This is a genomic window from Erwinia psychrophila, from assembly GCF_039023475.1.
Classification (GTDB): Bacteria; Pseudomonadota; Gammaproteobacteria; order Enterobacterales; family Enterobacteriaceae; genus Erwinia.
Genome location: NZ_JBCHVB010000008.1, coordinates 13,122 through 26,491, shown reverse-complemented (window position 1 = coordinate 26,491; position 13,370 = coordinate 13,122). Strand labels below are relative to the sequence as shown.

Sequence of the window (13,370 nt, the reverse complement as noted above, 5' to 3'; positions counted from 1 at the left end):
ATGCTGAGCATTCTCTGGAGCCTGGGCGCTTTTATCATTGCGCTGGGCGTGTTAATCACCGTGCATGAGTTTGGCCACTTCTGGGTGGCCCGCCGCTGTGGCGTCAAGGTGGAGCGCTTTTCGATCGGTTTTGGTAAGGCGCTCTGGCGCCGCACCGATCGTCAGGGAACGGAATATGTGATTGCGCTGATCCCCCTCGGCGGCTACGTGAAGATGCTTGATGAGCGTGTTGATACCGTCCCGCCTGAACTACGCCACCAATCTTTTAATAATAAAACCGTCCTGCAGCGCGCCGCGATTATCGGCGCTGGCCCCCTCGCTAATTTCCTGTTTGCTATTTTCGCCTGGTGGCTGGTCTTCATTATCGGCGTGCCGGGCGTTAAGCCCGTTATTGGTGAAATAGTAAGCGGATCGCCGGCGGCAACGGCGCAAATTTCGCCGGGCATGGAACTTAAAGCCGTTGATGGTATCGAAACGCCTGACTGGGATGCTGTGCGGATGGCGCTGGTCGCGAAAATTGGCGACCCGGAAACCGTTATCAGCGTAGCCCCTTTTGGCACCTCTCTGGTGACGGAAAAGCGGGTGAATTTGCGCGACTGGCACTTCGAGCCTGACCGGCAGGATCCGGTCACCTCGCTGGGCATTCAGCCTCGTGGACCCAGGATAGAATCGATCCTGGCAGAAGTGCAGGCTGACTCGGCGGCAGAAAAAGCGGGTTTGCAAGCGGGCGACAGGATCGTTAAAGTCGATGGTCAGTCGCTTGGCCGGTGGCAGCAATTCGCCGCGCTGGTACGGGATAATCCCGACACCGCGCTGCGGGTGGAAGTGATGCGACAGGGAAAACCTGTTGAGCTGACGCTGACGCCGGAGGTGAAGCCGGGCAACAAGGCAGAAGGGTTCGCCGGGGTTATCCCGCGCATTGAGCCGCTGCCGGACGAATATAAAACGGTCCGTCAGTATGGGCCGTTTGCCGCAGTTGGCGAGGCCAGCGCCAAGACCTGGCAGCTGATGAAGCTGACGGTGACGATGCTCGGCAAACTGATTGTCGGCGAAGTAAAGTTGAACAATCTCAGCGGGCCGATATCAATCGCGCAGGGCGCTGGGATGTCGGCGGAATATGGTTTGATTTACTACCTGATGTTTCTTGCGTTAATCAGCGTGAATCTCGGTATCATCAACCTGTTTCCACTGCCGGTATTAGATGGTGGACATTTGCTGTTTCTGGCGATCGAAAAGATCAAAGGTGGGCCGGTGTCTGAGCGAGTTCAGGACTTCAGTTATCGCATTGGCTCGGTTTTGCTGGTGCTGTTAATGGGGCTTGCACTATTCAATGATTTCTCGCGGTTGTAGGAACCAGAAAGAAGCGGGCTAAGGTCAGTCAGCGCGAAACTTTACCAGGATGTCTGGCTTACTGCGGTAAGTGTGCCTTCCCGGCAGGGTTTCACCCGGCAAGACCACCGCATCAGCACTTTCTCCTGCTCCACTGAGAACCAGTTAGGAAGAATGCATAACAACGATGGCGATGAAAAAGTTGCTCATAGCGTCGCTGCTGTTTAGCAGCGCTACCGTATACGCGGCAGACGGCTTCGTAGTGAAGAATATTCATTTCGAAGGCCTACAGCGAGTCGCCGTCGGGGCGGCCTTGCTCAGCATGCCGGTTCGCGTTGGGGATACCATCTCCGACGAGGATATCGGGAATACGATCCGCGCCCTCTTTGCGACAGGGAACTTCGAGGATGTGCAGGTTCTGCGCGATGGCACCACGCTTATCGTGCAGGTAAAGGAACGCCCTACCATCGCCAGCATTACCTTCTCAGGTAATAAAGCGGTGAAAGACGACATGCTGAAGCAGAACCTTGAAGCTTCCAGCGTGCGCGTGGGTGAAGCCCTGGACCGCACTACCATCTCATCCATTGAGAAAGGTCTGGAAGACTTCTACTACAGCGTCGGCAAATACAGCGCCAGCGTTAAAGCGGTAGTCACGCCGCTTCCGCGCAACCGCGTCGATCTGAAGCTGGTGTTTACCGAAGGCGTCTCGGCCAAAATCCAACAGATTAACGTGGTGGGTAACAAAGATTTCAGTTCTGAAGAGCTGATTTCCCGCTTCCAGCTGCGCGATGAAGTGCCATGGTGGAACGTGGTCGGCGATCGCAAATATCAGAAGCAGAAACTGGCGGGCGATCTCGAAACCCTGCGCAGCTTCTACCTCGACCGTGGCTATGCCCGCTTTAATATCGACTCCACGCAGGTGAGCCTGACGCCGGACAAGAAGGGCATCTACATCACGATCAACGTCACCGAGGGCGATCAGTATAAGCTTTCCGGCGTGGTGGTGAACGGCAGTATGGCGGGGCATTCAGCGGAAGTTGAAGCGCTGACCAAAATCAAGCCGGGCGAGCTGTATAACGGCGCCAAAGTGACCCGCATGGAAGATGACATCAAAAAAATGCTGGGCCGCTATGGCTATGCCTATCCACGCGTGGTGACGCAGCCAGAGATCAACGACGCGGATAAAACCGTGAAGCTGCGCGTTAACGTGGATGCCGGCAACCGTTACTACGTGCGTAAAGTGCGCTTTGAAGGCAACGACACTTCTAAGGATGCCGTTCTGCGCCGCGAAATGCGTCAGATGGAAGGCGCATGGCTGGGCAGCGACCTGGTTGAACAGGGGAAAGAGCGCCTTAACCGTACCGGCTATTTCGAAACGGTAGATACCGATACGCAGCGCGTACCTGGTGCGCCCGATCAGGTCGACGTGGTCTATAAGGTCAAAGAGCGTAACACCGGTACCTTTAACTTCGGCGTCGGTTACGGCACCGAAAGCGGCGTAAGCTTCCAGGTCGGCGTGACCCAGGAAAACTGGCTGGGGACCGGTAACACCGTTGGCATCAGCGGCACTAAAAACGACTACCAGACCTACGCTGAATTCTCCCTGACCGACCCTTACTTCACGGTAGATGGTGTCAGCCTGGGCGGACGCGTATTCTACAATGACTTTAAAGCTGATGATGCGGACCTGTCTGACTATACCAACAAGAGCTATGGTTTAGACGGCACGCTGGGCTTCCCGGTCAACGAAAACAACACGCTGCGCGTGGGATTGGGGTATGTGCATAACGACCTCTCCAACATGCAGCCGCAGGTGGCGATGTACCGCTACCTGGAGTCCGTAGGTCAGAACCCGGATCGCGGCAGCAGGGAAACCTACGAAGCGGATGACTTCACCTTTAACTACGGCTGGACGTACAATAACCTCGATCGGGGCTTCTTCCCGACCTCGGGTAACCGTACCAACCTGAACGGTAAAGTGACAATCCCAGGCTCGGATAACGCCTTCTACAAAGCGACGCTGGATACTCAGCAGTACGTGCCGCTGAATCAGGATCGTACCTGGGTTCTGTTAGGCCGCGGGCGCGTAGGCTACGGCGACGGTCTGGATGGGAAAGAGCTGCCGTTCTATGAAAACTTCTATGCGGGTGGCTCAAGCACCGTACGTGGTTTCCGCTCTAACACCATTGGTCCGAAAGCGGCTTACTACAACAATAATTCGAACAACTGCTCAGGCGCTGCGGCGCTGTGTAGTTCGAACGATGCGGTTGGTGGTAATGCCATGGCAACAGCCAGCGCCGAGCTGATTACGCCAACGCCGTTCCTGAGCGAGAAGTATGCGAATTCGGTACGAACCTCTCTGTTCGTGGATGCAGGTACGACCTGGGATACCAACTGGGAGAACACCGCAGAAACGCGCGCAGCGGGTATTCCAGACTACAGCGAAGCGGGCAATATCCGCCTGTCGGCAGGTCTGGCGCTGCAGTGGATGTCGCCACTTGGCCCGCTGGTGTTCTCTTACGCCCAGCCGTTCAAAAAGTATGATGGAGACAAGGCCGAACAGTTCCAGTTTAACATTGGCAAAACCTGGTAACGCGGTTTAACAGGGAAGTCGTGAAAGTGAGTATCGCGCCGTTTACTGGCAATCCTTAAGGATTGCCTTAACGCGCAACACCTGTGTCGAAGACACAAACGTTGAAGGTAAGGAGTTTATAGTGAAAAAGTTGTTGTGTGCCGCAGGCCTCTCTATCGCTCTGGCGGTTTCCGCCGGTGCTCAGGCTGCTGATAAGATTGCAGTGGTGAACGTTTCCAGCATTTTCCAACAGTTACCGGCGCGAGCAACAGTTGCCAAACAGCTTGAGAATGAGTTTAAGGGCCGTGCAACTGAACTGCAGAAAATGGAGCGCGACCTGCAAAGCAAAATGCAGCGTTTACAGCGTGACGGCTCAACCATGAAGGCCAGCGAACGCAGCCGCATGGAGAAAGACGTGATGGCGCAGCGTGAAACCTTCTCTTCTAAAGCGCAGGCTTTTGAGCAGGATAACCGTCGTCGCCAGGCTGAAGAGCGTAATAAAATCCTGAGCCGTATTCAGGATGCCGTCAAAAAAGTGGCCGATGACGAAGGCTACGATGTGGTCATCGATGCTAACGCTGTGGCTTACGCAGATAAATCTAAAGACATCACCTCTGATGTTCTGAAACAGGTTAAATAATCGATGTCTTCAATTCGACTGGCTGATTTAGCCCAGCAGTTGGATGCAGATTTGCACGGAGATGGCGAACTCGTCATCTCCGGTATTGCTTCTATGCAATCCGCCCAATCCGGTCAAATCACTTTTCTCTCTAACAGCCGCTATCGTGAACAGCTCGCAGCCTGCCAGGCTTCTGCCGTGGTGTTGACGGAAGCGGATCTGGAATGTTTCAACGGCGCGGCCCTGGTGGTGAAAGATCCCTATCTGACCTATGCCCGCATGGCGCAGATCCTGGACAGCACCCCACAGCCGGCGCAGAATATCGCTGCCAGCGCCGCAATCGATCCCAGCGCAAAACTCGGCAACAACGTCGCCATCGGTGCCAATGCGGTTATCGAATCGGACGTGGTGCTGGGCGATAACGTGGTGATTGGCGCTGGCTGTTTCGTTGGCAAACGTACCCGTATCGGGGCCGGTAGCCGCCTGTGGGCCAACGTCTCGGTCTATCACGAAGTGCAGATTGGCGAACGTTGCCTGATCCAGTCCGGCACCGTGATTGGCGCTGATGGCTTCGGTTACGCGAACGATCGCGGCAACTGGGTGAAAATACCCCAGCTGGGTACGGTAATTATCGGTGACCGCGTGGAAATTGGCGCCTGTACCACCATCGATCGTGGCGCGTTGGATAACACTCAGATCGGGAATGGTGTTATCATAGATAACCAGTGCCAGATTGCCCATAACGTCGTGATCGGCGACAACACCGCTGTGGCGGGTGGCGTCATTATGGCCGGCAGTCTGAAAATTGGCCGCTACTGTATGATCGGCGGCGCCAGCGTAATTAATGGTCACATGGAAATTTGTGACAAAGTAACGGTAACCGGAATGGGAATGGTGATGCGACCTATCACTGAACCTGGGGTATACTCGTCCGGGATTCCGCTACAACCCAATAAAACCTGGCGCAAAACCGCTGCTCTGGTGATGAATATCGATGAGTTAAGCAAACGCTTAAAAGCCATCGAGCGCAAAGTCGTAAAAGACTAAGCGCCATACCAGACGGCGACAAGCTTTCAGTATCTGCGCTCGCTGAAACGACGATGCGACAGTGATACGTTCACGGGATGCTCACCGCGCCGGAAACGTTCACGTCGCCCGTACTGCTGTTGCTCTCGGCGAGACGGATAGAAATATAATGCTAAGCATAGAAAGCTTTGCGTACGGGAACTGATTTGCGGCCTGCGGAGGATCTGACGATCTTTGCAGGCCGTGTTATTGATGCCATCAGAAATTTTTAGGACAGGAAGAGTATTTTGACTACTGAAACTCATACTCTGAAGATTGAAGAGATTATTGAACTGCTGCCGCACCGCTATCCGTTTCTGCTGGTCGATCGCGTACTGGAATTTGAAGAACATAAATTTCTGCGAGCGGTAAAGAACGTATCGGTGAACGAACCGTTTTTCCAGGGCCACTTCCCTGGTAAACCGATTTTCCCAGGGGTACTGATTTTAGAAGCCATGGCGCAGGCAACCGGCATTCTGGCGTTTAAAAGCGTTGGCAAACTTGAACCCGGCGAGCTTTACTACTTCGCCGGTATCGATGAAGCGCGCTTCAAGCGCCCGGTTGTTCCAGGCGATCAAATGATCATGGAAGTCACCTTCGAGAAAACCCGCCGTGGTCTGACCCGCTTTAAGGGCGTGGCGACCGTTGACGGTAAAATTGTCTGCGAAGCAACGATGATGTGTGCCCGCAGCCGGGAGGCATGATTTGTGATTGATAATACCGCTGTTATCCATCCGAGCTCCGTCATTGAAGAGGGCGCCATCATTGGCGCTCGCGTTCATATCGGCCCGTTTTGCTTTATTGGGGCTGACGTTGAGATTGGTGAAGGCACCGTACTGAAGTCTCACGTGGTGGTAAACGGCCATACCCGCATTGGTAAAGACAACACCATCTATCAGTTTGCCACTATTGGTGAGGCGAACCAGGATCTCAAATACGCAGGTGAACCTACCCGCGTAGAGATTGGCGACCGCAACAGCATTCGTGAAAGCGTGACGATCCATCGCGGCACGGCGCAGGCTGACGGGCTGACTAAGGTGGGCAGCGATAACCTGTTAATGGTTAACGCGCACATCGCCCACGACTGCGTGATTGGCGATCGCTGTATCCTGGCCAATAATGCGACCCTGGGCGGTCACGTCACGGTGGATGATTTTGCCATTATCGGCGGGATGACAGCGGTACATCAGTTCTGCATTATTGGTGCGCATGTGATGGTGGGCGGCTGCTCCGGCGTTGCTCAGGACGTGCCGCCTTTTGTGATTGCTCAGGGCAACCACGCCACGCCGTTTGGTATCAATCTGGTCGGGCTGGGCCGCCGTGGCTTCAGTAAAGAAGCGCTGCATGCAATCCGCAACGCCTATAAAATCCTCTACCGCAGCGGTAAAACGCTGGAAGAGGCGAAGCCTGAGATTGAAGAGATCGCGCGCAAGCATCCTGAAGTGCAGCCATTTTATGATTTCTTCGCCCGGTCAACCCGTGGTCTGATCCGTTAACGTATGCGGCCTTTAACGATTGCCCTTGTCGCCGGAGAAACTTCCGGCGATATTCTTGGTGCCGGTCTGATCCGGGCCCTGAAGGAAAAACACCCTGACGCGCGCTTTGTTGGCGTGGCGGGCCCGCTGATGCAGGCCGCGGGCTGTGAAGCCTGGTATGAGATGGAAGAGCTGGCGGTGATGGGGATCGTTGAGGTGCTGGGGCGGCTGCCAAGGCTGCTTACTATCCGGCGCGATCTGACCCAGCGGTTCAGCGAGCTGCGGCCGGATGTTTTTGTCGGCATTGATGCGCCAGATTTCAACATCACCCTTGAAGGGCGTCTTAAGCAGCGCGGCATCCGTACCATCCACTACGTCAGTCCCTCCGTCTGGGCCTGGCGCCAGAAGCGCGTTTTCAAGATTGGTCGCTCGACCGATTTAGTGCTGGCGTTTCTTCCTTTTGAAAAAGCCTTCTACGATCGCTATAACGTTCCCTGCCGCTTTATTGGTCATACAATGGCTGATGCGATGCCGATTGTGCCCGATAAGCTGGCCGCGAGGCGCGAGCTTGGTATTGCTGAAGGCACGCCTTGTCTCGCTCTTCTGCCCGGTAGCCGCAGCGCCGAAGTAGAGATGCTCAGCGGCGACTTTCTGCGAACGGCTGCGCTGCTGCGCCAGAAGTGGCCCGATCTGGAAATAGTGGTGCCGCTGGTTAACCCGCGCCGTCGCGAACAGTTTGAAAAAATTAAAGCCGAAGTCGCCCCCGACCTGCCGATGCATCTCCTCGACGGCAAAGGACGCGCAGCCATGATCGCGAGCGATGCGGCGCTGCTGGCGTCCGGCACCGCGGCGCTGGAGTGTATGCTGGCAAAATGCCCGATGGTCGTGGGCTACCGCATGAAACCCTTCACCTTCTGGCTGGCTAAACGCCTGGTCAAAACCGATTACGTCTCCCTGCCTAATCTGCTGGCGGGACGTGAGCTGGTCAAAGAGCTGCTTCAGGATGAGTGCCGTCCTGATTTACTCGCCGCTGCGCTCGAACCGCTGCTGGCCGAAGGGGAACCCCGTCAGCGCCTGCTGGCTACCTTTGCGGAACTGCATCATCAGATCCGCTGGGACGCCGATGAGCAGGCGGCGGCGGCCGTACTGGAACTCTGTTCATGAGTGAGTTTATTTATCCTTTCGCTTCCCGCATCGCCGGTGTGGATGAGGTCGGACGGGGCCCGCTGGTCGGTGCCGTCGTCACCGCCGCCGTTATTCTCGATCCGGCAAGGCCAATTGCCGGGCTGGCGGATTCGAAAAAGCTGTCAGAGAAGCGTCGTCTGGCGCTCTATGACGAAATTCGCGAAAAAGCGCTGAGCTGGAGCCTGGGGCGGGCGGAGCCCGAGGAGATCGACCAGCTCAATATCCTGCACGCCACCATGCTTGCAATGCAGCGCGCCGTCGCGGGTTTACATATCGCGCCAGATTTTGTATTAATCGATGGCAACCGCTGCCCTGCGCTGCCGGTACCCGCGCAGGCGGTCGTTAAAGGCGACAGCCTGGTGGCCGAAATCAGCGCCGCCTCCATCATGGCGAAAGTAACGCGTGACCGTGAAATGGCGGAATTAGATCTGCTGTTTCCCGCCTATGGGTTTGCCCAGCATAAAGGCTACCCAACCGCGCTGCACCTGGAGAAGCTGAGCCTGTTTGGTGCCACGCCGCACCATCGCCGCAGCTTCGCACCGGTACGCAATGCGCTGCTGGATGCTGAGGTGGCGATGGCCGCCAGGGCCGCGTTTTAATTCTTTCTCGTCAGCCTTAAGCAGGATTCATCATGGCCGAACCTCGTTTTATTCATCTTCGCGTTCACAGTGACTATTCCATGATCGATGGGCTGGCCAAAACGGGCCCGTTGGTGAAGCGAGCGGCAGAGCTTGGGATGCCGGCGATTGCCATTACCGATTTCACCAACCTCTGTGGGCTGGTGAAATTTTACGGTACGGCGCACGCGCAGGGGATGAAGCCGATCATCGGTGCCGACGTTAACGTCGCCAGTGAGGCGATGGGCGATGAGCTTTCGCAGCTGACTATCCTCGCGGCCACTAATGATGGCTACCAGAATCTGACCCTGCTGATTTCCCGCGCCTACCAGCGTGGCTATGGTGCCGCTGGCCCGGTCATTGACCGTGACTGGCTGATTGAGCTGAATGAGGGGCTGATCCTGCTTTCCGGCGGCCGACGTGGCGACGTGGGGCAGATGCTGCTGCGTGGCAATGATGCGATGGTGACGGAATGCCTCTCTTTTTATCAGACGCACTTTGCCGATCGTTACTATCTTGAGCTGGTGCGCACCGGCCGCCCCGATGAAGAAACCTGGGTGCATGCCGCCGTTGAACTCGCCACCCGCAATGGGATCCCTGTGGTCGCCACTAACGAAGTCTGCTTCCTGGAGGAGGGAGACTTCGACGCGCATGAAATCCGCGTAGCGATCCATGATGGCTTCACGCTGGACGATCCTAAACGCCCCCGTAACTACAGCGCTCAGCAATATCTGCGCAGCAGCGACGAAATGTGCGAGCTTTTCTCGGACATTCCAGAAGCGCTGGCGAACAGCGTGGAGATCGCTAAACGCTGTAACGTCACCATTCGTCTTGGTGAATATTTCCTGCCGCAGTTCCCTACAGGGAATATGACTACCGAAGACTTCCTGGTCATGAAGTCAAAGGAAGGGCTGGAAGAGCGTCTGGAATTCCTCTTTCCCGATCCGGAAGTCCGGGCACAGAAGCGCCCTGAATATGATGAACGCCTCGATATTGAGCTGAACGTCATCAACCAGATGGGGTTTCCTGGCTACTTCCTGATCGTAATGGAGTTTATTCAGTGGTCGAAGGATAACGACGTGCCGGTTGGTCCGGGGCGTGGCTCCGGTGCGGGCTCCCTGGTGGCTTATGCGCTGAAAATCACCGATCTCGACCCGCTGGAATTCGATCTGCTTTTTGAACGCTTCCTTAACCCGGAACGCGTCTCGATGCCCGACTTCGATGTCGATTTCTGTATGGAAAAGCGTGACCTGGTCATAGAGCACGTCGCGGAAATGTATGGCCGTAAGGCCGTGTCGCAGATCATCACCTTCGGAACGATGGCGGCGAAAGCGGTGATCCGCGATGTCGGACGCGTGCTGGGCCATCCCTACGGCTTTGTTGACCGCATCTCCAAGCTGGTGCCGCCCGATCCGGGCATGACGCTGGAAAAAGCCTTTGCCGCCGAGCCGCAGCTGCCTGAAATTTATGAGGCGGATGAGGAAGTGAAGGCGCTGATCGACATGGCGCGCAAGCTGGAAGGGGTGACGCGTAACGCCGGGAAACACGCCGGGGGCGTGGTCATTGCACCCACTCAGATCACCGATTTCGCGCCGCTTTACTGTGATGACAACGGCAACCATCCGGTTACCCAGTTTGACAAGAACGATGTGGAATATGCCGGGTTGGTGAAGTTTGACTTCCTTGGCCTGCGCACGCTGACCATCATCGACTGGGCGCTGAAGATGATTAACGCCCGCCGCGAGAAGCAGGGCGAGCCGCCGATCGACATTGCAGCGATTCCGCTTGAAGATAAAAAAAGTTTCGATATGCTGCAACGCTCGGAAACCACCGCGGTGTTCCAGCTTGAATCGCGCGGCATGAAGGATCTGATCAAACGCCTCAAGCCCGACTGCTTTGAGGATATGATCGCGCTGGTGGCGCTGTTCCGCCCGGGGCCGCTACAGTCCGGGATGGTGGATAACTTTATTGACCGTAAGCACGGACGTGAGGCGATCTCCTATCCGGATATTCAGTGGCAGCATGAGTCGCTGAAACCGGTGCTGGAACCGACCTACGGCATTATCCTGTATCAGGAACAGGTCATGCAGATAGCCCAGGTGCTGGCGGGCTACAGCCTGGGCGGCGCTGATATGCTGCGCCGCGCTATGGGTAAAAAGAACCCGGTCGAAATGGCCAAACAGCGCGGTGGCTTTGAGGATGGCGCAAAATCACGCGGTATTGATGGCGAACTGGCGATTAAGATCTTCGATCTGGTAGAGAAATTTGCCGGATATGGGTTTAATAAATCGCACTCTGCCGCTTATGCGCTGGTCTCTTATCAGACGCTCTGGCTGAAGGCGCACTACCCGGCTGAATTTATGGCGGCGGTAATGACGGCCGATATGGACAACACTGAAAAGGTGGTGGGCCTGGTCGACGAGTGCTGGCGTATGGGACTGAAAGTGCTGCCGCCGGATATCAATTCCGGCCTCTATCAGTTCCACGTGAATGACGAGGGTGAGATCGTTTACGGCATCGGGGCGATAAAAGGCGTGGGCGAAGGCCCGATTGAGGCCATACTTGAAGCGCGTAATAAGGATGGTTATTTCCGGGAACTGTTCGATCTTTGCGCCCGTACCGATACGAAGAAGCTTAACCGCCGCGTGCTGGAAAAGCTGATTATGTCCGGCGCGTTTGACCGTCTTGGCCCGCACCGTGCCGCGCTGATGAGCGCGCTGGGTGAGGCGCTGAAGGCGGCAGACCAGCATGCGAAGGCGGAAGCTATCGGCCAGGCCGATATGTTTGGCGTGCTGGCCGATGAGCCGGAGCAGATCGAGCAGTCCTACGCGGACGTGACGCCCTGGCCAGAGCAGGTCAGGCTTGACGGCGAAAGAGAAACACTGGGGCTTTACCTGACCGGGCACCCGATCAATCAGTATCTGAAAGAGATCGAGCGCTACGTGGGGGGAATGCGCCTGAAAGACATGCACCCGACCGAACGTGGCAAGATGACGATGGCCGTCGGTCTGGTGGTGGCGGCCCGCGTGATGGTAACAAAACGCGGTAACCGGATTGGCATCTGTACGCTTGACGACCGCTCGGGCCGGCTGGAAGTGATGTTGTTTACAGATGCACTCGACAAGTTTCAGCATTTGCTGGAAAAAGACCGTATTCTGATCGTCAGCGGACAGGTCAGCTTCGATGACTTCAGCGGGGGGCTCAAAATGACCGCCCGCGATGTGATGGACATTGATGAAGCCCGCGAAAAATATGCACGCGGGCTTGCTATCTCGCTGACGGACAGGCAAATTGATGACCAGCTTTTGAACCGTCTCCGTCAATCCCTGGAACCCCATCGTTCGGGGACTATTCCGGTACATCTCTACTATCAGAGAGAGGATGCACGGGCGAAGCTGCGCTTTGGCGCAGCCTGGCGTGTCTCACCCAGCGATCGTTTATTAAACGAACTACGGTCGCTGATAGGGTCGGAGCAGGTGGAACTGGAGTTTGACTAAAACAGGAACATTATGAGTCTTAATTACCTGGATTTCGAACAGCCAATCGCAGAACTTGAAGCGAAGATTGATTCGCTGAAGTCGGTTGGCCGTCAGGATGAAAAACTGGATATTAATCTGGATGAAGAAGTGCAGCGTCTGCGCGAAAAAAGCGTTGAGCTGACACGTAAAATCTTCGCCGATTTGGGCGCATGGCAGATCGCGCAGCTGGCGCGTCACCCTTTACGCCCTTATACGCTGGACTATGTCCGCAACGCCTTCACCGACTTTGACGAACTGGCGGGCGATCGCGCCTACGCGGATGACAAGGCTATCGTTGGCGGTATCGCACGTCTGGAAGGACGCCCGGTGATGATCATTGGTCATCAGAAAGGCCGCGAAACCAAAGAGAAAATCCGTCGTAACTTCGGTATGCCGGCACCGGAAGGCTATCGCAAAGCGCTGCGCCTGATGGAAATGGCCGAGCGTTTTAATATGCCGATCGTGACCTTTATCGACACGCCTGGCGCCTATCCGGGCGTGGGCGCGGAAGAGCGCGGACAAAGCGAGGCGATTGCACGTAACCTGCGTGAAATGTCCGGGCTTAAAGTGCCGGTTATCTGCACCGTTATCGGTGAAGGTGGCTCCGGCGGCGCGCTCGCTATCGGCGTGGGCGACAAGGTGAACATGCTTCAGTACAGCACCTATTCGGTGATCTCGCCGGAAGGCTGTGCGTCGATTCTGTGGAAAAGCGCCGATAAAGCGCCGCTGGCCGCTGAAGCGATGGGCATTATCGCCCCGCGCCTGAAAGAGCTGAAGCTGATCGACACCGTCATCCCTGAGCCACTGGGCGGCGCGCACCGCAACCCGCTGGCGATTGGCGAATCGCTCAAGGCGCAGCTGCTGGCCGATCTGGCCGAGCTGGATATGCTTAGCAAGGACGAGCTGCTCGATCGCCGCTATCAGCGTCTGATGAGCTACGGCTACGCCTGATAACGCCAGCGCTTAAACCACGGCGTGCGCCTGCCGCCG

General features: G+C 56.1%; 10 protein-coding genes. All 10 read left to right on the top strand.

What is annotated here, in order from left to right:
- Positions 1-1,350 carry a sigma E protease regulator RseP gene (gene rseP / locus AAH446_RS16990; protein ID WP_342907859.1) on the top strand — a complete coding sequence of 450 codons (1,350 nt, stop codon included), beginning with the start codon at positions 1-3 and terminating at the stop codon, positions 1,348-1,350.
- 166 nt (positions 1,351-1,516) lie between these two features.
- Positions 1,517-3,922 carry an outer membrane protein assembly factor BamA gene (gene bamA, locus AAH446_RS16985; protein WP_342907858.1) on the top strand — a complete coding sequence of 802 codons (2,406 nt, stop codon included), beginning with the start codon at positions 1,517-1,519 and terminating at the stop codon, positions 3,920-3,922.
- A gap of 121 nt (positions 3,923-4,043) precedes the next feature.
- The gene (gene skp, locus AAH446_RS16980) at positions 4,044-4,541 is read left to right on the top strand and encodes a molecular chaperone Skp (RefSeq protein WP_342907857.1); all 498 of its coding nucleotides are present in this window, start codon (positions 4,044-4,046) and stop codon (positions 4,539-4,541) included.
- Positions 4,542-4,544: 3 nt separating this feature from the next.
- Positions 4,545-5,567, top strand: coding sequence for a UDP-3-O-(3-hydroxymyristoyl)glucosamine N-acyltransferase (lpxD, locus tag AAH446_RS16975; RefSeq protein ID WP_342907856.1), 1,023 nt, complete (start codon positions 4,545-4,547; stop codon positions 5,565-5,567).
- Positions 5,568-5,833: 266 nt separating this feature from the next.
- Positions 5,834-6,289 carry a 3-hydroxyacyl-ACP dehydratase FabZ gene (gene fabZ / locus AAH446_RS16970; protein ID WP_024965665.1) on the top strand — a complete coding sequence of 152 codons (456 nt, stop codon included), beginning with the start codon at positions 5,834-5,836 and terminating at the stop codon, positions 6,287-6,289.
- Between the two features lie 3 nt (positions 6,290-6,292).
- Positions 6,293-7,081 carry an acyl-ACP--UDP-N-acetylglucosamine O-acyltransferase gene (gene lpxA / locus AAH446_RS16965; protein WP_342907855.1) on the top strand — a complete coding sequence of 263 codons (789 nt, stop codon included), beginning with the start codon at positions 6,293-6,295 and terminating at the stop codon, positions 7,079-7,081.
- 3 nt (positions 7,082-7,084) lie between these two features.
- The gene (gene lpxB / locus AAH446_RS16960; protein ID WP_342907854.1) at positions 7,085-8,224 is read left to right on the top strand and encodes a lipid-A-disaccharide synthase; all 1,140 of its coding nucleotides are present in this window, start codon (positions 7,085-7,087) and stop codon (positions 8,222-8,224) included.
- A complete protein-coding gene (gene rnhB, locus AAH446_RS16955) occupies positions 8,221-8,844 on the top strand; it encodes a ribonuclease HII (RefSeq protein WP_342907853.1) in 624 nt (207 codons plus the stop codon). The genes lpxB and rnhB overlap by 4 nt, the downstream gene beginning before the upstream one ends.
- Before the next feature lie 32 nt (positions 8,845-8,876).
- Positions 8,877-12,359: a DNA polymerase III subunit alpha gene (dnaE, locus tag AAH446_RS16950; RefSeq protein WP_342907852.1), complete on the top strand. Its 3,483-nt coding sequence runs from the start codon at positions 8,877-8,879 to the stop codon at positions 12,357-12,359.
- A gap of 12 nt (positions 12,360-12,371) precedes the next feature.
- Positions 12,372-13,331, top strand: a complete 960-nt coding sequence (accA, locus tag AAH446_RS16945) for an acetyl-CoA carboxylase carboxyl transferase subunit alpha (protein ID WP_342907851.1) — start codon at positions 12,372-12,374, stop codon at positions 13,329-13,331.
- The last annotated feature ends 39 nt before the right edge of the window (positions 13,332-13,370 follow it).

Bases quoted from the DNA above. Each gene is read 5' to 3' on its own strand.
- lpxD (WP_342907856.1), top strand. From the start codon at position 4,545: ATGTCTTCAATTCGACTGGCTGATTTAGCCCAGCAGTTGGATGCAGAT.
- accA (WP_342907851.1), top strand. From the start codon at position 12,372: ATGAGTCTTAATTACCTGGATTTCGAACAGCCAATCGCAGAACTTGAA.
- rseP (WP_342907859.1), top strand. From the start codon at position 1: ATGCTGAGCATTCTCTGGAGCCTGGGCGCTTTTATCATTGCGCTGGGC.
- bamA (WP_342907858.1), top strand. From the start codon at position 1,517: ATGGCGATGAAAAAGTTGCTCATAGCGTCGCTGCTGTTTAGCAGCGCT.
- rnhB (WP_342907853.1), top strand. From the start codon at position 8,221: ATGAGTGAGTTTATTTATCCTTTCGCTTCCCGCATCGCCGGTGTGGAT.
- dnaE (WP_342907852.1), top strand. From the start codon at position 8,877: ATGGCCGAACCTCGTTTTATTCATCTTCGCGTTCACAGTGACTATTCC.
- lpxB (WP_342907854.1), top strand. From the start codon at position 7,085: ATGCGGCCTTTAACGATTGCCCTTGTCGCCGGAGAAACTTCCGGCGAT.